The organism is Streptomyces sp. NPDC041205 (assembly GCF_055591765.1).
Map to the genome: position 1 here is coordinate 1279903 of NZ_JBVIZH010000002.1, position 19122 is coordinate 1299024.

Sequence of the window (19122 nt, forward strand, 5' to 3'; positions counted from 1 at the left end):
CTGCGGATGGTGCTGTGCGCGCCTACTGGTTGTAGGGACCGTAGTCGTAGTCCTCCAGCGGCACGGCCTGACCCGAACCCGTCCCGAAGGGCGAGTAGTCGATGTCGTCGTAGCCGACGGCCGAGTACATCGCGGCCTTGGCCTCCTCGGTCGGCTCGACCCGGATGTTGCGGTAGCGGGAAAGACCCGTACCGGCCGGGATGAGCTTACCGATGATGACGTTCTCCTTGAGGCCGATGAGGCTGTCGGACTTGGCGTTGATCGCCGCATCCGTCAGGACTCGGGTCGTCTCCTGGAAGGAGGCGGCCGACAGCCAGGACTCCGTCGCCAGCGAGGCCTTGGTGATACCCATCAGCTGCGGACGGCCGGAGGCGGGGTGACCGCCCTCGGTGACCACACGACGGTTCTCGGTCTCGAACTTCGAGCGCTCCACGAGCTCGCCGGGCAGCAGCTCGGCGTCGCCGGACTCGATGATCGTCACACGGCGCAGCATCTGCCGGATGATGATCTCGATGTGCTTGTCGTGGATCGACACGCCCTGCGAGTTGTAGACCTTCTGGACCTCTCCGACCAGGTGGACCTGGACGGCGCGCTGGCCGAGGATCCGGAGCACGTCGTGCGGGTTGGTGGCACCCACGGTGAGCTTCTGGCCCACCTCGACGTGGTCGCCCTCGCCCACCAGGAGACGGGCACGCTTCGAGATCGGGAACGCCGTCTCGTCGCTGCCGTCGTCCGGGGTGACGACGAGCTTCTTGGTCTTCTCGGTCTCCTCGATGCGGACGCGGCCCGCGGCCTCGGAGATCGGCGCGACACCCTTCGGCGTACGGGCCTCGAAGAGCTCGACGACACGGGGCAGACCCTGGGTGATGTCGTCACCGGCCACACCACCGGTGTGGAACGTACGCATCGTCAGCTGCGTGCCGGGCTCACCGATGGACTGGGCGGCGATGATGCCGACCGCCTCACCGATGTCGACCAGCTTGCCGGTGGCGAGCGAACGGCCGTAGCAGAAGGCACAGGTGCCGACCGCGGACTCACAGGTCAGGACCGAGCGGGTCTTGACCTCCTCGACGCCGTTGGCGACCAGGGCGTCGATGAGCACGTCACCGAGGTCGACGTTGGCCGGCGCGATGACCTTGCCGTCGATGACGACGTCCTCGGCCAGCATGCGGGCGTACACGGACGTCTCGACGTTCTCCGTCTTGCGGAGCACGCCGTCCTCGCCACGGACCGCGATCTTCAGCTTCAGACCGCGCTCGGTGCCACAGTCCTCCTCGCGAATGATGACGTCCTGGGAGACGTCGACCAGACGACGGGTGAGGTAACCGGAGTCGGCGGTACGAAGGGCGGTGTCCGCAAGACCCTTACGGGCACCGTGCGTCGAGATGAAGTACTCGAGCACGGAGAGGCCCTCGCGGAACGAGGCCTTGATCGGACGCGGGATGGTCTCGTTCTTCGCGTTCGACACCAGACCACGCATACCGGCGATCTGCCGCATCTGCATCATGTTTCCTCGGGCACCCGAGTCAACCATCATGAAGATGGGGTTGGTCTTGGGGAAGTTCGCGTTCATCGCCTCGGCGACCTCGTTGGTCGCCTTGGTCCAGATCGCGATGAGCTCCTGCGTGCGCTCTTCCTTGGTGATCAGACCGCGCTCGTACTGCTTCTGGACCTTCTCGTCCTGCGCCTCGTAGCCCGCGACGATCGCCTTCTTGGCCTCGGGGACCACGACGTCGGAGATGGCCACGGTGACACCGGAACGGGTCGCCCAGTAGAAGCCCGCCGCCTTCAGGTTGTCGAGCGTCGCCGCCACGATGACCTTGGGGTAGCGCTCGGCCAGGTCGTTGACGATCTCGGAGAGCTGCTTCTTGCCCACCGAGTAGTCGACGAACGGGTAGTCCTCGGGCAGCAGCTCGTTGAAGAGCGCGCGGCCCAGGGTCGTCCGCAGGCGGAAGCTGTCGCCCTGCTGGTACGCGCCGCCGAGGGCGTCGTCGCCGTCCTCGTCGACCGGCGGGGTCCAGCCGCGGGGCGGGAAGGTGCCCACCGGGAAGCGGATGTCGACCTTCGCCTGGAGCGAGAGCTCCTTGGCGTCGAACGCCATGATCGCCTCGGCCGTGGAGCCGAAGGACCGGCCCTCGCCCTTGACCTCGCGCTCCTCCTCGTCCGTGGTGAGGAAGAAGAGGCCGAGCACCATGTCCTGGGTGGGCATGGTGACGGGGCGGCCGTCGGCGGGCTTGAGGATGTTGTTCGAGGACAGCATCAGGATGCGGGCCTCGGCCTGCGCCTCCGCGGAGAGCGGCAGGTGCACGGCCATCTGGTCACCGTCGAAGTCCGCGTTGAACGCGGTGCAGACGAGCGGGTGGATCTGGATGGCCTTGCCCTCGACCAGCTGCGGCTCGAAGGCCTGGATGCCGAGGCGGTGCAGCGTGGGCGCACGGTTCAGGAGAACCGGGTGCTCGGCGATGACCTCTTCGAGGACGTCGTACACGACCGTGCGGCCGCGCTCGACCATCCGCTTGGCGCTCTTGATGTTCTGCGCGTGGTTCAGGTCGACCAGGCGCTTCATCACGAACGGCTTGAAGAGCTCCAGGGCCATGGCCTTGGGCAGACCGCACTGGTGCAGCTTCAGCTGCGGACCGACGACGATCACGGAACGCGCGGAGTAGTCCACGCGCTTACCGAGAAGGTTCTGACGGAATCGACCCTGCTTGCCCTTCAGCATGTCGCTGAGGGACTTCAGGGGACGGTTGCCGGGACCGGTGACCGGGCGACCGCGACGGCCGTTGTCGAACAGCGCGTCGACGGCCTCCTGGAGCATGCGCTTCTCGTTGTTCACGATGATCTCGGGCGCACCGAGGTCGAGAAGGCGCTTCAGGCGGTTGTTGCGGTTGATCACGCGGCGGTACAGGTCGTTCAGGTCGGAGGTCGCGAAGCGGCCACCGTCCAGCTGCACCATCGGACGCAGGTCCGGCGGGATGACCGGCACGCAGTCCAGAACCATGCCCTTGGGGCTGTTGCTGGTCTGCAGGAACGCGGAGACGACCTTGAGGCGCTTGAGCGCACGGGTCTTCTTCTGGCCCTTGCCGGTGCGGATGATCTCGCGGAGGCGCTCGGCCTCCTCGTCGAGGTCGAAGGACTCCAGGCGCTTCTGCAGCGCCGCGGCACCCATCGAGCCGTCGAAGTACGTGCCGAAGCGGTCACGCAGCTCGCGGTAGAGCAGCTCGTCGCCCTCGAGGTCCTGGACCTTGAGGTTCTTGAAGCGGTTCCACACCTCGTCGAGACGGTCGATCTCGCGCTGCGCACGGTCGCGCAGCTGCTTCATCTCGCGCTCGGCACCTTCGCGCACCTTGCGGCGCACGTCGGCCTTGGCGCCCTCGGCCTCGAGCTCGGCCAGGTCGGTCTCGAGCTTCTTGGCGCGGGCCTCGAGGTCCGCGTCACGGCGGTTCTCGATCTGCTGGCGCTCCACGGAGACGTGCGCCTCCAGGGAGGGCAGGTCGCGGGTGCGGCGCTCCTCGTCCACGAACGTGATCATGTACGCGGCGAAGTAGATGACCTTCTCGAGGTCCTTCGGCGCGAGGTCGAGGAGGTAGCCGAGGCGCGACGGGACGCCCTTGAAGTACCAGATGTGCGTGACGGGAGCGGCAAGCTCGATGTGGCCCATCCGCTCACGGCGCACCTTGGCGCGAGTGACCTCGACGCCGCAGCGCTCACAGATGATGCCCTTGAAGCGGACGCGCTTGTACTTGCCGCAGTAGCACTCCCAGTCCCGGGTCGGACCGAAGATCTTCTCGCAGAAGAGTCCGTCCTTTTCGGGCTTGAGGGTGCGGTAGTTGATGGTCTCGGGCTTCTTGACCTCGCCGTGGCTCCACTGACGGATGTCGTCAGCGGTGGCCAGACCGATCCGGAGCTCATCGAAGAAGTTGACGTCGAGCACTATGCGTCAATCCCTCTCAGGGTTGTAAGTCTTAGGGGTCTGAAACGGGGGTCCTGGGGCCGGCGGGCTCATGCTTGAGCCCGCCGGACTCCCGTCAGACCTCTTCGACGCTGCTCGGCTCGCGCCGGGACAGGTCGATACCGAGCTCCTCCGCCGCGCGGAAGACGTCCTCATCCGTGTCGCGCATCTCGATGGACATGCCGTCCGAGGACAGCACCTCCACGTTGAGGCAGAGCGACTGCATTTCCTTGATGAGCACCTTGAAGGACTCGGGAATGCCGGGCTCGGGGATGTTCTCGCCCTTGACGATGGCCTCGTAGACCTTCACGCGGCCGGTCACGTCGTCGGACTTGATCGTCAGCAGCTCCTGGAGGGCGTAGGCGGCGCCGTATGCCTCAAGGGCCCACACCTCCATCTCTCCGAAGCGCTGGCCACCGAACTGAGCCTTACCACCCAGCGGCTGCTGGGTGATCATCGAGTACGGACCGGTCGAGCGCGCGTGCAGCTTGTCGTCGACCAGGTGGTGCAGCTTGAGGATGTACATGTACCCGACCGAGATCGGGTCCGGGAACGGCTCGCCGGAGCGGCCGTCGAACAGGCGCGCCTTGCCGGAGGGGAGCACCATGCGCTCGCCGTCGCGGTTCGGGATCGTGTGCTGGAGCAGACCGGCCAGCTCGTCCTCGCGGGCGCCGTCGAAGACCGGGGTCGCGACGTTGGTGCCCGGGGCGACCGAGTCGGCGCCGATCGCCTGCAGGCGCTGCGCCCACTCGTCCCCGAGCCCGGAGACGTCCCAGCCGCGGCTGGCGAGCCAGCCGAGGTGGATCTCCAGGACCTGTCCCGGGTTCATTCGGGACGGGACACCCAGCGGGTTGAGGATGATGTCGACCGGAGTTCCGTCCTCGAGGAACGGCATGTCCTCGATGGGCAGGATCTTCGAGATGACGCCCTTGTTGCCGTGACGGCCGGCGAGCTTGTCACCGTCGGTGATCTTGCGCTTCTGCGCCACGTACACGCGCACCAGCTGGTTCACACCGGGGGGAAGCTCGTCGCCCTCCTCGCGGTCGAAGACGCGGACGCCGATGACCTTGCCGATCTCGCCGTGCGGGACCTTCAGGGAGGTGTCACGGACCTCGCGGGCCTTCTCACCGAAGATCGCGCGGAGCAGGCGCTCCTCCGGCGTCAGCTCGGTCTCACCCTTGGGCGTGACCTTGCCGACGAGGATGTCGCCGGCGACGACCTCGGCACCGATACGGATGATGCCGCGCTCGTCGAGGTCGGCGAGGACCTCCTCGGAGACGTTCGGGATGTCCCGGGTGATCTCCTCGGGGCCGAGCTTGGTGTCACGGGCGTCGACCTCGTGCTCCTCGATGTGGATCGAGGAGAGGACGTCGTCCTGCACGAGGCGCTGCGACAGGATGATCGCGTCCTCGTAGTTGTGACCCTCCCACGGCATGAACGCCACGAGCAGGTTCTTGCCGAGGGCCATCTCGCCCTCTTCGGTGGCCGGACCGTCGGCGAGGACCTGGCCCTCGATGACGCGGGCACCCTCCTCGACGACAACCTTCTGGTTCACCGAGGTGCCCTGGTTGGAGCGGGAGAACTTGGCGACTCGGTACGTGGTGTACGTGCCGTCGTCGTTGGTGACGGTGACGTAGTCCGCGGAGACCTCCTGGACCACACCCGCCTTCTCAGCCTTGATCACGTCACCGGCGTCGACCGCGCAGCGGTACTCCATGCCGGTGCCGACGAGGGGGGCCTCGGCGGTGATCAGCGGCACGGCCTGACGCATCATGTTCGCGCCCATGAGGGCACGGTTGGCGTCGTCGTGCTCGAGGAAGGGGATCATGGCCGTCGCGACCGACACCATCTGGCGCGGCGAGACGTCCATGTAGTCCACGTCGGAACCGGCGACGTAGTCGACCTCGCCACCACGGCGGCGGACCAGGACGCGGTTCTCGGCGAACCGCATGTCGTCGGTCAGCGGCGCGTTGGCCTGGGCGATGACGAAGCGGTCCTCCTCGTCGGCCGTCAGGTAGTCCACCTCGTCGGTGACCTGGTCGTCGGCGACCCGACGGTACGGGGTCTCGACGAAGCCGAACGCGTTCACACGGCCGTAGGACGCGAGCGAGCCGATCAGGCCGATGTTCGGGCCTTCGGGCGTCTCGATCGGGCACATGCGGCCGTAGTGCGACGGGTGCACGTCTCGGACCTCGAAGCCGGCCCGCTCACGGGAGAGACCACCCGGGCCAAGAGCCGACAGGCGGCGCTTGTGGGTGAGACCCGACAGCGGGTTGTTCTGGTCCATGAACTGCGACAGCTGGCTGGTGCCGAAGAACTCCTTGATGGAGGCGACGACCGGCCGGATGTTGATCAGCGTCTGCGGCGTGATCGCTTCGACGTCCTGCGTCGTCATGCGCTCACGCACGACGCGCTCCATACGAGCCAGACCCGTGCGGACCTGGTTCTGGATGAGCTCGCCGACGTTGCGCAGGCGGCGGTTGCCGAAGTGGTCGATGTCGTCGGTCTCGACGACGATGCCCACACCGCTGTCACCGACGGTCTCGGTCTCACCGGCGTGCAGCTTCACCAGGTACTTGATCGAGGCGATGATGTCCTCGACCGTCAGGACGCCCGCGTCGAGCGGCGCGTCCGCACCCAGCTTCTTGTTGACCTTGTAGCGGCCGACCTTCGCGAGGTCGTAGCGCTTCGGGTTGAAGTACAGGTTCTCGAGCAGCGTCTGGGCGGCCTCACGGGTCGGCGGCTCGCCCGGACGGAGCTTGCGGTAGATGTCGAGCAGCGCGTCGTCCTGGCCCTGGGTGTGGTCCTTCTCCAGGGTGGCGCGCATGGACTCGTACTCGCCGAACTCCTCGAGGATCTGCTCGGTGGTCCAGCCGAGAGCCTTCAGGAGCACGGTGACCGACTGCTTGCGCTTGCGGTCGATGCGGACACCGACCATGTCGCGCTTGTCGATCTCCATCTCGAGCCAGGCACCCCGGGACGGGATGATCTTGGCGGAGAAGATGTCCTTGTCGGACGTCTTGTCGATGGAGGAGTCGAAGTAGACGCCGGGCGAACGGACCAGCTGCGACACCACGACACGCTCGGTGCCGTTGATGACGAAGGTGCCCTTGTTCGTCATGAGCGGGAAGTCGCCCATGAAGACCGTCTGGGACTTGATCTCACCGGTCTCGTTGTTGGTGAACTCGGCGGTGACGAAGAGCGGGGCGGCGAACGTGAAGTCGCGCTCCTTGCACTCGTCGATGGAGTTCTTCGGGGGCTCGAAACGGTGGTCGCGGAAGGTCAGGGACATCGACCCGGAGAAGTCCTCGATCGGGGAGATCTCCTCGAAGATCTCCTCCAGACCGGACTTGGTGGGGACGTCCTGTCCGCTTTCCAGAGCCGCCTCGACACGAGCCTTCCACGCGTCGTTGCCGAGCAGCCAGTCAAAGCTTTCGGTCTGCAGCGCAAGAAGGTTCGGAACCTCGAGGGGCTCCTTGATCTTTGCAAAGGAGATGCGCAGCGGGGCGGTGCTGGCGCCGTTGTTCGTATTCGCGGTCGAGGCAGTGCGCGAGGCGGCCAAGAGGGGGTCCTTCCGAGGGCTCGGACTCACTACGCGCGTACCGGTCCCAAGCTGGCAGAGAGACGGAAATCCCAGGTCAGGGCGGTTTCAGTCCACGGTGCTCAAGCATGGGCATGCCCCTGGTGACGGGCAGGAGGCAGCTAACAGGCAGCGCAAAGGGTCAGTGTAGCCACCTGGCCCACTGATGTCCAGTCCCGGTTTCTGGAGACCCTCGTTGTTCTCAACACCTGCGGCAAGCCACGTCCTCAACGCACATCGATACTGCCCTCTTCGTCGCCGATCCATGCCTCGGATGCGGATCGTTGTGACGACGCGTCCTGAGAATTGCGCGCTGCGTGCGGTTCGTCAAGGCCCCCATGCCCGGACGAGGCCTGGCGTCGTCGCCGTCACGGCCTGTCGCCAGGCACAACGAAGATCACCATACTCGCCGCGACCGCCAGTGCAAGGCAGCCGCCGCACGCGTGCCCGGGAACGCCGAAAGGCGACCACCCACATGGGTGATCGCCGTTCGGTGTGTGTGCGTTACAGCCCTGGGGCCGCGACCACACGGAAGAGTCGGAAGACTCCGTGCCACGCGCCCGTGGGCGCGCGGCGAGGTGTTACTTGACCTCGACGGAGGCGCCGGCGCCCTTGAGGGCCTCGGCGGCCTTCTCCGCGGCGTCCTTGGCGACCTTCTCGAGGACCGGCTTCGGGGTGCCGTCGACGAGGTCCTTGGCCTCCTTCAGACCCAGGGAGGTCAGCTCGCGCACGACCTTGATGACCTGGATCTTCTTGTCGCCGGCGCCGGTGAGGATGACGTCGAACTCGTCCTGCTCCTCGGCGGCCTCGGCGGCGGCGCCACCAGCGGCACCACCGGCGACGACGACCGGCGCGGCAGCGGCGGCGGTGACGTCGAACTTCTCCTCGAAGGCCTTCACGAACTCGGAGAGCTCGATGAGGGTCATCTCTTCGAACTGAGCGAGCAGGTCGTCCTGGCTGAGCTTCGCCATGATGGCGGTCCTTCCACTAATTCGGCGGGTGCCGGATGTACATGAGAGGCGGGCGTACTAGTGGCCCGCATACGACCGTCGCCTCAGGCGGCGGTCACTGTGCGAGCCGAATTACTCGGCACCGCCCTGCTCGGCCTGCTTGGCGCGAAGCGCGTCCACGGTGCGGACGAGCTTCGACGGGAGCGCCTGGAAGACAGAGGCAGCCTGGGACTGCTTGCCCTTCATGGCACCCGCCAGCTTGCTGAGCAGAACCTCGCGGGACTCGAGGTCCGCAAGCTTCTTGATCTCGTCGGCGGTCAGCGCCTTGCCGTCAAGGACACCGCCCTTGATGACGAGAGAGGGGTTGTCCTTGGCGAAGTCACGAAGACCCTTCGCCGCCTCGACCGGGTCACCGGTCACGAAGGCGACAGCCGTCGAGCCCTTGAGGTGCTCGTCCAGCTGGATCCCGGCCTCGTTGGCCGCGATCTTGGTCAGCGTGTTCTTCACCACACGGTACTGAGCGTTCTCGCCGAGAGAACGGCGAAGCTCCTTGAGCTGCGCCACGGACAGTCCGGTGTAAGAAGTGACAACAGCAGCGTTGGAGTCGCGCAGCTTCTGCGTGATCTCCTCGACGGCTGCGACCTTGTCGGACGTCGCCATGAGCCTCGGCCTCCTTCCGGGGTGATGATCCTCGACTGACCTTTCGATCAGCCACGTGTCGCCGGACCGCCTGAATCAGGCACACAGGAAGGGGTTCTGCACAAAACGAAACGCCCCGGCGCAGGCGCACGGGGCGTGAGCTCGACCTGACGGAGAACCGTCCGGGAGCACTTCCACAGTCACCTACGCGGGTCGTCCGCAGCTTCAGCGGATCCTTCGGCCACCGCGCCCTCTTGCGAGCGCACGGCAACGACCAGCGGTCTTTGGCTTCTGTGGAAGAGTACGCGAACGGATCCGCGTCAGGCAAATCGGGTCGGCCCGGGCCGGCCGGGGATCAGCCCTGGGCGCCCTTCATCTCCTTGGCGATGTCCATGACCTGGCTCGCCGGCGGGGCCGTGATGGTCACCTTCTTGTTGTAGTCGATGAAGGTGATGGTCATGTCGAGGGGTCCCTTGTCGCCCTTGCCGCGGGCGCGGAACTGCTTGGTGTGGTCCTCGCCGTCGATCCACATGTCCATCGTGAGCTTCTCGACGCCCATGTCCTCGTACTGCTTGAAGCTCTTCTCCCGACGCTTCTTGGTGGCCGCGTCCTCGTCCTTCATGAGCTCGCGCAGCCGGTCCATCGTGACCGTGCCCGTGTAGTGGGTGGTCTCGACGCCCTCGACCTTCTCGGTGCCGACCTTCTTCAGGTCGTCGGAGCCGGTGAGGAGCGTGGACTGGTCGGCCGGGTTGTTGTCTGCCTGGGCGGAGAGCGAGGTGCCGCCGGGCTTGTCCGTGCCCTTACCCAGGCCCTTGGCGGGGAACTTGATCCAGCTCTTGCCGTCCATCTCCTTGGCGGCTTCCTTGCCGCCGCCGAGGTAGAGGCCGCCGCCGACGAGCCGGATCTCCGCCTTCTGCGGGACACCCTTGTCGGTCGCGCTCATCTCCATCCGCATGGCGAGCGGCTTGGTGCTCATAGCCGCCTCCGCCTTGACCCGGCCGTCGCCCGGGACCTTGCCGTCCATGCGGAAGGTGAACGAGGTCAGGTCCTCGCTCTTGGCCGCGGCCTTCTTCACGGCCGCCGCGGGCGCCATGTCGCCCCCCGCCTTGTCGGACTTCTCCGACCCGCAGCTGACCGCGCCACCGGCGAGCAGCACGGCGGCGAGCGCGGCGCCCGCGGTTCTCTTACGTCCCGTACGTACGGAAATGCTCATGACCCCACCCCTAGGAACATTTGATCCACTTATTGCCCGGCCGAGATTACCCGAAGGTAGGCGGGGCCTTCCTCCGGGTTCCCGGGCGGCTGGGCGCACCAGTGGTGCGGGGCGGGGCCGTGGCGGTCCTACATGCTCGGCTGCCTGTTCATCAGGTCCTTGAAGTCCGCCGTGTCACCGGCCGGGGGCTCCTCGGCGGAGACCTCGGTGCCGTAGTCGCTGTAGTACGCGGTGGCGGAGAGCTGGCCCGTCTTCATCTGGCCGCGCTCGGTCTTCTTCACGAGCAGGTTCTCGTCGTTGACCCAGATGTCGATGGTCTCGGTCGTGATCCCGGCCTGCTCCAACTGCTTCTTCATGTCGGCGAGTTGGGACTCGCTCAGGCCGGAGCTCTTCTCCGCCAGCTCGGCGACGTTCACGGTGCCGGAGTAGTGCGTGGTGTCCACGCCGCGCACCTTCTCCTCGCCGACCTTCTTCACGTCACCGGAGGCGAGCAGCATCTTCACCGACTGGTGCGGCGTGCTGTTCTGCATCGCGTCCTTCATGTACGCGCCCGAGCCGCCGCCTATCCGCTCCAGGTCGTCGTAGGCGTACTTCACCCAGTGCTTGCCGTCGGCCTGGGCGGCGAACCGCTCGCCCATCTTCGCGTAGTAGGCCTCGGGCAGATAGCGGGCCTCCATCGACGTGGTGCCGGCCTGGCGCATCGTCTCCGCCATCTGGCCACCGGTGTACGTGATGGTCATGTTGCCGGTGAGACCGTCGGCCCAGCCGAGGGCGCCCTTGGCCTTCATCGACATCACGGAGCCCATGGTGGTCTCGGACTCCACCTTGGCCGAATCCGCCTTGTCGGTGGTGTTCTCGATGGTGCGCAGCGCGGCTATGGGGCTGACGCTCAGGCCGCCCTTGCCGGACCCCTTGGCATTGTCGGAGTCCCCCGAGTCGTCCGAGGAGCCGCAGGCCGTGACCCCGCCGGTCAGGGCCGCCGCGGCCGCGACCGCCAGCGCCAGGCGTCGCACAGTCGTGCTGTTCATGTCGTCCCACCCCTTGCGTCCATGGAGAGCCAGCACGCTAGCGCAGCCCGCTCGTCCGCGTGTCTCCCGTGTCCATCTCCGTACGCGGTCCGTGCGCACCGCAGCGCGCGCACCGGCACCGCCCGTCCCCCGGGCATGTACCCGAAAAACGGGACGGGCCCCGCACCGGAAATGGTTGCGGGGCCCGTCACATTCGCGCCAGGCGCGGCTGCCGTCAGCTTCAGACGGCGGCCGGGTCCTCCTCGACGAGGAGGTTGCGGGTGCGGTTGGAGTCCAGCGGAATGCCGGGGCCCATCGTGGTGGTGACGGCGGCCTTCTTGATGTACCGGCCCTTGGCGGCCGACGGCTTCAGACGGAGGATCTCCTCCAGGGCCGCGGCGTAGTTCTCCACCAGCTTGGTGTCGTCGAAGGACACCTTGCCGATGATGAAGTGCAGGTTCGAGTGCTTGTCGACGCGGAACTCGATCTTGCCGCCCTTGATGTCGTTGACAGCCTTCACGACGTCGGGGGTGACGGTGCCGGTCTTCGGGTTCGGCATCAGACCACGCGGACCGAGCACGCGGCCGAGGCGGCCGACCTTGCCCATGAGGTCCGGGGTGGCGACGACGGCGTCGAAGTCCAGGCGGCCCTTCGCGACCTCGTCGATCAGCTCGTCGGCGCCGACGATGTCGGCCCCAGCGGCTTCCGCGGCCGCAGCACGGTCACCGGTCGCGAAGACCAGGACCCGGGCGGTCTTGCCGGTGCCGTGCGGGAGGTTCACGGTGCCACGGACCATCTGGTCGGCCTTGCGCGGGTCGACGCCCAGACGCATGGCGACCTCGACGGTGCCGTCGAACTTGGTCGCGGAGGTCTCCTTGGCGAGACGGACGGCCTCGAGCGGGGCGTACAGCTTCTCCCGGTCGATCTTGGCGTCCGCAGCGCGGAGAGTCTTGCTGCGCTTCACTTCTACTCCTGAGGTTCAGGTTTGGAGTTCGTGGTCCGGGCCAGCGCCTGGCCCTGCCACTTGAGGTCACGGGGTCGACCGTGCGACTCCGTCGCGGGGAGCTGGGATCAGCCCTCGACCGTGATGCCCATGGAACGGGCGGTGCCGGCGATGATCTTCGACGCGGCGTCCAGGTCGTTCGCGTTGAGGTCGGGCATCTTGGTGGTGGCGATCTCGCGGACCTGCGCCTGGGTGATCTTGGCGACCTTGGTCTTGTGCGGCTCGCCGGAGCCCTTCTCCACGCCCGCGGCCTTGAGGATCATCTTGGCGGCCGGCGGCGTCTTGGTGATGAAGGTGAAGGAACGGTCCTCGTAGACCGTGATCTCCACCGGGATCACCCAGCCACGCTGCGACTCGGTCGCGGCGTTGTACGCCTTGCAGAACTCCATGATGTTCACGCCGTGCTGGCCCAGCGCGGGGCCGACCGGCGGCGCCGGGTTGGCGGCACCGGCCTGGATCTGGAGCTTGATGAGCCCCGTGACCTTCTTCTTCTTGGGAGGCATTGCTCTCTCCGGGTCCTAGTGAGAGTGTTGAGCCGCATCCGTGGCGATGATCATCGATAGTCGCGATCATCCGGATGGAGGCATACCGCACTACGATAACGGGTATCTCGGCGGGGCCCAAACCGGTATCTGAGCAGACCATGGGCCCCACCCCCGGGAGGGCGGGGCCCGCGGCCCTCGGCACCCGGCTGCGACCACCGGGCAGCGGGTGCGCTCAGCAGCGCTTGGACGTCATGGCGTGGCCCGGGAGCGGGTCGCCGGGAGCGCGCAGCTCGCCGATCGCGGCGGTGCACTCCTGGGCGGTGTCGGCGGGCAGCGACCAGAACTCCTGGACGTTGGTCTTGTTCCACCAGTCCTGGCCGACGACCTCGTCCCGGGAGTAGCTGTACACACCGGTGCTGACGTCGTAGTCCTTCACCTTGTCGCGGAAGCTCTTCCACACCCAGACGTAGCCGTAGTTCTTCTTGCAGCTGGGCGAGTAGAACTGCTTCACCGACGCGGCGCGCGCTCCCTTCCGGTCGATGTACGCGGTGGTGCCGATCTGGTAGGCGTCGGAACAGACCCCGGCCGCCTGGGCCTTGAGGCTCCGCGGGTTGCCGTCCGCCGAGGGCGCGGTCGACTGGGGCGCCGCCTTCCTGGCGTCGGGCGCGGGCGCGGGGCCGGTTCCGGCCAGCGCCGAGCCGGCGCCGAGCAGGACGAAGGCACAGGCGGAGGCAGCAATCGCAGTCTTGCGGGCACGCATCAGGTGGTCCCCCTTGCTCGTCGGTGCAGGAGCCCGGATGCCATACCGCAGCAGAGCACCACAAATCGCCGCTCATGGCGACAGAGATCCCCATAAGCGTGCTGAGGTGTCGTGGAGGAAGGGACCGGGCGTTTCCGTCTACAAGTGAGACAGCCCGGGGCACCCGATGGTTGTGGCGTGGAACACATTTGTTCGTCGATGGCCATGACAAAGCCCCCGACCAGCGGTTTCCCGCCGGTCAGGGGCCCTGTACGAAGATCTTCGAGCTAGTTCTTCTGGATCTGGTCGAAGCTCAGCTCGACCGGGGTCTCGCGGCCGAAGATCTCGACGAGGCCCTTGACCTTCTTCGAGTCGGCGTTGATCTCGTTGATCGTGGCCTGCAGCGTGGCGAACGGGCCGTCGGTGACGGTGACCGAGTCGCCGACCTCGAAGTCCAGGACCTGGACCTCGACCTTGCGCTGCGGGGCGGGCTTGCCCTCGGCCTCGGCGGCCTCGCGGGCGGCCTTCTCCTCGGCCTCCGGGGCGAGCATCTTGACGATCTCGTCCAGCGTCAGCGGGTACGGGTCGTAGGCGTTGCCGACGAAGCCTGTGACACCGGGGGTGTTGCGGACGACGCCCCAGGACTCGTTCGTCAGGTCCATGCGCACCAGGACGTAGCCGGGGAGCTTGTTCTGACGGATGGTCTTGCGCTCGCCGTTCTTGATCTGGGCGACCTCTTCCTGCGGCACCTCGGCCTGGAAGATGAAGTCCTCGACGTTGAGCGAGACGGCGCGCTGCTCGAGGTTGGTCTTCACGCGGTTCTCGTAACCGGCGTAGGTGTGGATGACGTACCACTCGCCGGGCAGGCCGCGGAGCTCCTCGCGCAGGGCGGCGATCGGGTCGACCGGCTCCGCTTCCTCGGCGGGGGCCGCGTCCTCGACGTCCTCGGTGTCCTCGTCGGAGGCAGTGTCCTCGTCGGACTCGTCGGACTCCTCGTCGGCGACGGCCTCGGCCGCGTCGGCGTCCTCGTCGGTCTCGGCGACGTCGATGCCACCGGCCGCCGCTTCCTCGTCGGACTCCACGTGCAGGGCCGCCTCCTCGGCGGGCTCGCCCGCGGCGACGTCGGCAGCCTCGGCCTGGTCCGGGTCCTCGGCGTCCGCCGCCTCGACGATGTCGAGCTGGTCCTCCGCGGACTCCACGGACTCCGCGTGCTCTGCGCGAGGCTCAACGGCGTCGTTCAGGTTCGGGTCAGACACGGTGGCTGCTTCTTCCTGGATACAAGGGGGTGGAACACGCGAAAGGGGCGCCTGGTGCGGCGCCCTTCGCTCTCGGCTCAGCCGAAGATGTACTTGATGAGGTTGCTGAACCCATAGTCAATCACGGTCACCAGACCGATCATGATGACGACGAAGACGATCACGACCGTGGTGTACGTCGTGAGCTGGCTGCGCGTCGGCCAGACGACCTTGCGGAGCTCGGCAACGATCTGGCGGTAGAAGAGCGCCAGCCTGGCCAGCGGACCCTTCTTGCCTCGCTTGCCGCCCTTGCGCGCCTTCTTCTTGGAGTCCGGCGCCTCGTCCTGGGCATCAGGCATGTCGATGGAGCCCACGGCGTCCGTCACTCGTCTCACCTGATTCCGGGTCGTGGCCGTGCCGCGCCCGGTTGAGCCGCACGGCGGTGCATTGCAGTACGTACATGCGCACACATCCTGGCGAAGGTGTGTGTAGCAGGGCCGGAGGGACTTGAACCCCCAACCGCTGGTTTTGGAGACCAGTGCTCTACCAATTGAGCTACGACCCTTTGATTTCCCCCAACCTACAGCATCCGACCATGTGCACCGAGTGCTCTTGGAAGGTGCGGCCGGTGAGGGCCAACGACCAGTGAGTGTACGTGGTCCGGGGCGCCCCGTCGAACACGATGGGATCCGGCTCCGGATCGGACAGTCCTGGAAACCCGTGTGTCGGGGCTGTTTCGGGTCTGGAACGATGGGCGCATGAGCGCTGTCACTCCTCCCACCGAGCGCCGGGTCTCCGCCCGAGTCGGCGCGATCTCCGAGTCCGCGACCCTCGCCGTCGACGCCAAGGCCAAGGCCCTCAAGGCCGCCGGGCGCCCGGTGATCGGTTTCGGCGCGGGCGAGCCGGACTTCCCGACCCCGGACTACATCGTCGAAGCGGCCGTCGAGGCCTGCAAGAACCCGAAGTACCACCGCTACACGCCCGCGGGCGGCCTGCCCGAGCTGAAGGCCGCGATCGCCGCGAAGACGCTGCGCGACTCCGGTTACGAGCCCGAGGTCTCCGAGATCCTGGTGACCAACGGCGGCAAGCAGGCCATCTACGAGGCGTTCGCCGCGATCCTCGACCCGGGCGACGAGGTCATCGTCCCGGCGCCGTACTGGACGACGTACCCGGAGTCGATCCGCCTCGCGGGCGGCGTCCCGGTCGACGTCGTCGCCGACGAGACCACCGGCTACCGCGTCTCCGTGGAGCAGTTGGAGGCCGCGCGCACCGAGAACACGAAGGTCGTGCTCTTCGTGTCCCCGTCGAACCCGACCGGCGCCGTCTACAGCCGCGAGGACGCGGAGGCCATCGGCCGCTGGGCCCTGGAGCACGGCCTGTGGGTCATGACGGACGAGATCTACGAACACCTCGTCTACGGAGACGCCGAGTTCACGTCCCTGCCCGCGCTGCTGCCCGAGTTGCGCGACAAGTGCGTGGTCGTCAACGGCGTCGCGAAGACGTACGCCATGACCGGATGGCGCGTGGGGTGGATCATCGGCCCGAAGGACGTCGTCAAGGCCGCGACGAACCTCCAGTCGCACGCCACGTCCAACGTCTCCAACGTCGCACAGGCCGCCGCCATCGCCGCCGTCTCGGGCGATCTGACGGCCGTCGACAAGATGCGCGAGGCCTTCGACCGGCGCCGCCGCACGATCGTGCGGATGCTGAACGAGATCGACGGCGTCCTGTGCCCGGAGCCCGAGGGCGCCTTCTACGCGTACCCCTCGGTGAAGGCCCTGATCGGCAAGGAGATCCGCGGCAAGCGCCCGCAGAACACCGTCGAGCTGGCCGCGCTGATCCTGGAGGAGGCCGAGGTCGCGGTGGTCCCGGGCGAGGCCTTCGGGACGCCGGGCTACCTGCGGCTCTCGTACGCCTTGGGTGACGAGGACCTGGTCGAGGGTGTCTCGCGGATCCAGAAGCTGCTGGCGGAAGCGCGCGACTGAGCGGTCCGCGCCGCCGAGCGGACCCCAGCGCGCCATATGGCGCGCTGGGGTCCGTTTCTTTGTTCAGGGCGGACCACGAATGAGGAAAGCCGCTACCGGGGCACCCCACCCGTACGGCAAGATCCTGGAATGGAGCGCGTACGAGACGTAAGAGAGCTGCCGAAGGCCCATCTGCACCTGCACTTCACCGGGTCGATGCGGCCCTCGACGCTGCTTGAGCTCGCCGACAAGTACGGGGTCCACCTGCCGGAGGCCCTGACCGGGGGGACGCCGCCGAAGCTGCGGGCGACCGACGAGCGGGGCTGGTTCCGCTTCCAGCGGCTCTACGACATGGCGCGGTCCTGTCTGCGCGAGCCCGAGGACATCCAGCGCCTGGTGCGGGAAGCGGCCGAGGAGGACATCAAGGACGGGTCGGGGTGGCTGGAGATCCAGGTCGACCCGACGTCGTACGCGCCCCGGCTCGGCGGGCTCATCCCGGCCCTGGAGATCATCCTGGACGCCGTCGACAAGGCCTCGCGCGAGACCGGGCTCGGGATGCGCGTCCTGGTCGCCGCGAACCGCATGAAGCACCCCCTGGACGCGCGCACGCTGGCCCGGCTCGCGGTGCGGTTCACCGGCCGGGGCGTCGTCGGCTTCGGGCTCTCCAACGACGAACGGCGGGGCATGGCGCGGGACTTCGACCGCGCCTTCGCCATCGCCCGCGACGGCGGGCTGCTCGCGGCCCCGCACGGCGGCGAGCTGAACGGGCCCGCTTCGGTGCGGGACTGCCTCGACGACCTGCACGCGCGGCGCATCGGGCACGGTGTGCGGGCGGCCGAGGACCCGCGGCTCCTGAAGCGGCTCGCGGAGCGGGGCGTGACCTGCGAGGTGTGCCCGGCGTCCAACGTGGCCCTCGGTGTCTACGAGAAACCCGAGGACGTGCCGCTGCGGACGCTGTACGACGCCGGGGTGCCGATGGCGCTCGGCGCCGACGACCCGCTGCTCTTCGGCTCGCGCCTGGCCGCGCAGTACGAGATCGCGCGGCAGCACCACGGCTTCGGCGACGCCGAACTGGCCGAGCTGGCGCGGCAGTCGGTGCGGGGGTCGGCGGCGCCCGCGGACGTACAGGAGAAGCTGCTCGCGGGGATCGAGGAGTGGCTGGCGTCCTGACGCGGCTCTGGTCGTCCTGGCGCGGCTCTACAGGCTGACGCCCACTGTCACCGGCTCGTTGACCAGCGTGATGCCGAAGGCGTCCCGGACGCCCGCGACGACCTCGCGGGCCAGGGCCAGCAGGTCCTCCGTGGTGGCGTCGCCGCGGTTGGTGAGGGCCAGGGTGTGCTTGGTGGAGATGCGGGCCGGGCCCTGGCCGTAGCCCTTGGTGAAGCCGGCCTTGTCGATGAGCCAGGCCGCGGAGGTCTTCACGCGCCCTTCGCCCGCCGGGAACGCGGGCGGTGCGGTGTCCGGGCCGAGCCGCTCCGCCACGCGCGCGTGGAAGACGGCGAACTGCTCGTCCGTGAGGATCGGGTTGGTGAAGAACGACCCGGCCGACCAGCTGTCGTGGTCCTCGGGGTCGAGCACCATGCCTTTGCCCGCGCGCAGCTTCAGGACGGTCTCGCGCGCCACGGCGGCGGGCACCCGGTCCCCGGCCTCGACGCCCAGCGTGCGGGCCGTCTCCGGATAGGCGATCGGGGCGCTCATCCCGCCCGCGTCCTCCAGCTGGAAGCGCACACGCAGGACCACGAAGCGGTCGGGATCGGCCTTGAAACGGCTGTGGCGGTACGAGAAGTCGCAGTCCGCGTTCGCGATGGTGACCGTCTCGCGGTCCTTCCGGTCGTACGCGACCACTTCGGTGATCGTCGAGGAGACCTCCTGGCCGTACGCGCCCACGTTCTGGATCGGCGTCGCGCCCGCGGAGCCGGGGATACCGGCCAGGCACTCGATGCCCGCGAGGCCCGCGTCGACGGTGCGCGCCACGGCGTCCGTCCAGACCTCACCGGCCGCGAGCTCGAGGCGGGTGCCGTCCAGGGCGAAGCCGGTGGTGGCGATGCGCAGGGCGGTGCCGTCGAACCCCTTGTCGCCGATGACCAGGTTCGACCCCCCACCGACGATCAGCAGCGGGGTCCCGGAGTCGTCGGCTTCGCGAACGGCGGCGATCACCTCGGCGTCGGTCGTCGCGGTGATCAGCCGAGCAGCGGGCCCACCGAGCCGGAAGGTGGTGAGCGGGGCGAGGGGGGCGTCGTGGAGTACCTGCACAGGCACAAGGGTACGGGCCGTGGCGGCAGCGCTCGGGCGGGGCCGGGCAGCACGTGAGGCGCCGGACGAGCTGCTGTCAGCCCGTCCGGCGCTTGAGGACGA

14 protein-coding genes and 1 tRNA gene are annotated in these 19122 nt (G+C 67.7%); 2 read left to right on the top strand and 13 right to left on the bottom strand.

Annotation, left to right across the window (positions count from 1 at the left end):
• Window positions 1-22: 22 nt before the first annotated feature.
• The 12 genes from ACZ6BG_RS12700 to ACZ6BG_RS12755 all read right to left on the bottom strand — a co-directional run bounded on the left by ACZ6BG_RS12700 (window position 23) and on the right by ACZ6BG_RS12755 (window position 15368).
• Window positions 23-3934 carry a DNA-directed RNA polymerase subunit beta' gene (locus ACZ6BG_RS12700; protein ID WP_030359027.1) on the bottom strand — a complete coding sequence of 1304 codons (3912 nt, stop codon included), beginning with the start codon at window positions 3932-3934 and terminating at the stop codon, window positions 23-25.
• A 94-nt stretch (window positions 3935-4028) separates the two neighbouring features.
• On the bottom strand, window positions 4029-7514 hold the full coding sequence (gene rpoB / locus ACZ6BG_RS12705) for a DNA-directed RNA polymerase subunit beta (protein WP_016645186.1): 3486 nt from the start codon (window positions 7512-7514) through the stop codon (window positions 4029-4031).
• A 599-nt stretch (window positions 7515-8113) separates the two neighbouring features.
• Window positions 8114-8503, bottom strand: coding sequence for a 50S ribosomal protein L7/L12 (rplL, locus tag ACZ6BG_RS12710; protein WP_016645187.1), 390 nt, complete (start codon window positions 8501-8503; stop codon window positions 8114-8116).
• Between the two features lie 111 nt (window positions 8504-8614).
• Complete coding sequence (rplJ, locus tag ACZ6BG_RS12715) at window positions 8615-9142, bottom strand: 50S ribosomal protein L10 (protein ID WP_030359029.1); 528 nt, start codon at window positions 9140-9142, stop codon at window positions 8615-8617.
• A 334-nt stretch (window positions 9143-9476) separates the two neighbouring features.
• Window positions 9477-10334 carry an SCO4651 family lipoprotein gene (locus tag ACZ6BG_RS12720; RefSeq protein ID WP_468450685.1) on the bottom strand — a complete coding sequence of 286 codons (858 nt, stop codon included), beginning with the start codon at window positions 10332-10334 and terminating at the stop codon, window positions 9477-9479.
• A gap of 128 nt (window positions 10335-10462) precedes the next feature.
• Complete coding sequence (locus ACZ6BG_RS12725; RefSeq protein ID WP_468999857.1) at window positions 10463-11362, bottom strand: SCO4651 family lipoprotein; 900 nt, start codon at window positions 11360-11362, stop codon at window positions 10463-10465.
• A 220-nt stretch (window positions 11363-11582) separates the two neighbouring features.
• Window positions 11583-12305, bottom strand: coding sequence for a 50S ribosomal protein L1 (gene rplA, locus ACZ6BG_RS12730; RefSeq protein ID WP_030359032.1), 723 nt, complete (start codon window positions 12303-12305; stop codon window positions 11583-11585).
• Window positions 12306-12412: 107 nt separating this feature from the next.
• On the bottom strand, window positions 12413-12847 hold the full coding sequence (rplK, locus tag ACZ6BG_RS12735; RefSeq protein ID WP_030359033.1) for a 50S ribosomal protein L11: 435 nt from the start codon (window positions 12845-12847) through the stop codon (window positions 12413-12415).
• A 214-nt stretch (window positions 12848-13061) separates the two neighbouring features.
• On the bottom strand, window positions 13062-13589 hold the full coding sequence (locus ACZ6BG_RS12740; RefSeq protein ID WP_468999858.1) for a hypothetical protein: 528 nt from the start codon (window positions 13587-13589) through the stop codon (window positions 13062-13064).
• 266 nt (window positions 13590-13855) lie between these two features.
• Window positions 13856-14824 (bottom strand): transcription termination/antitermination protein NusG, encoded by a 969-nt coding sequence (gene nusG / locus ACZ6BG_RS12745; RefSeq protein WP_468999859.1) that lies wholly within the window; start codon window positions 14822-14824, stop codon window positions 13856-13858.
• Between the two features lie 77 nt (window positions 14825-14901).
• Window positions 14902-15189, bottom strand: a complete 288-nt coding sequence (secE, locus tag ACZ6BG_RS12750) for a preprotein translocase subunit SecE (RefSeq protein ID WP_030359036.1) — start codon at window positions 15187-15189, stop codon at window positions 14902-14904.
• 106 nt (window positions 15190-15295) lie between these two features.
• Window positions 15296-15368, bottom strand: a tRNA-Trp gene (locus ACZ6BG_RS12755).
• A 193-nt stretch (window positions 15369-15561) separates the two neighbouring features.
• Here ACZ6BG_RS12755 and ACZ6BG_RS12760 point away from each other — a divergent pair.
• Both ACZ6BG_RS12760 and ACZ6BG_RS12765 read left to right on the top strand, forming a co-directional pair.
• Window positions 15562-16788 (top strand): pyridoxal phosphate-dependent aminotransferase, encoded by a 1227-nt coding sequence (locus ACZ6BG_RS12760; protein ID WP_468999860.1) that lies wholly within the window; start codon window positions 15562-15564, stop codon window positions 16786-16788.
• A gap of 129 nt (window positions 16789-16917) precedes the next feature.
• A complete protein-coding gene (locus ACZ6BG_RS12765; protein ID WP_468999861.1) occupies window positions 16918-17937 on the top strand; it encodes an adenosine deaminase in 1020 nt (339 codons plus the stop codon).
• Between the two features lie 27 nt (window positions 17938-17964).
• On the opposite strand, the gene ACZ6BG_RS12770 is transcribed toward ACZ6BG_RS12765, so the two are convergent.
• Window positions 17965-19026, bottom strand: a complete 1062-nt coding sequence (locus ACZ6BG_RS12770; protein WP_468999862.1) for a UDP-N-acetylmuramate dehydrogenase — start codon at window positions 19024-19026, stop codon at window positions 17965-17967.
• Between the last annotated feature and the right edge of the window lie 96 nt (window positions 19027-19122).

Coding starts and splice junctions, on each gene's coding strand:
- rplL (WP_016645187.1), bottom strand. CDS start 8,503: ATGGCGAAGCTCAGCCAGGACGACCTGCTCGCTCAGTTCGAAGAGATG.
- rplJ (WP_030359029.1), bottom strand. CDS start 9,142: ATGGCGACGTCCGACAAGGTCGCAGCCGTCGAGGAGATCACGCAGAAG.
- ACZ6BG_RS12720 (WP_468450685.1), bottom strand. CDS start 10,334: ATGAGCATTTCCGTACGTACGGGACGTAAGAGAACCGCGGGCGCCGCG.
- ACZ6BG_RS12725 (WP_468999857.1), bottom strand. CDS start 11,362: ATGAACAGCACGACTGTGCGACGCCTGGCGCTGGCGGTCGCGGCCGCG.
- rplK (WP_030359033.1), bottom strand. CDS start 12,847: ATGCCTCCCAAGAAGAAGAAGGTCACGGGGCTCATCAAGCTCCAGATC.
- ACZ6BG_RS12740 (WP_468999858.1), bottom strand. CDS start 13,589: ATGCGTGCCCGCAAGACTGCGATTGCTGCCTCCGCCTGTGCCTTCGTC.
- ACZ6BG_RS12760 (WP_468999860.1), top strand. CDS start 15,562: ATGAGCGCTGTCACTCCTCCCACCGAGCGCCGGGTCTCCGCCCGAGTC.
- ACZ6BG_RS12765 (WP_468999861.1), top strand. CDS start 16,918: ATGGAGCGCGTACGAGACGTAAGAGAGCTGCCGAAGGCCCATCTGCAC.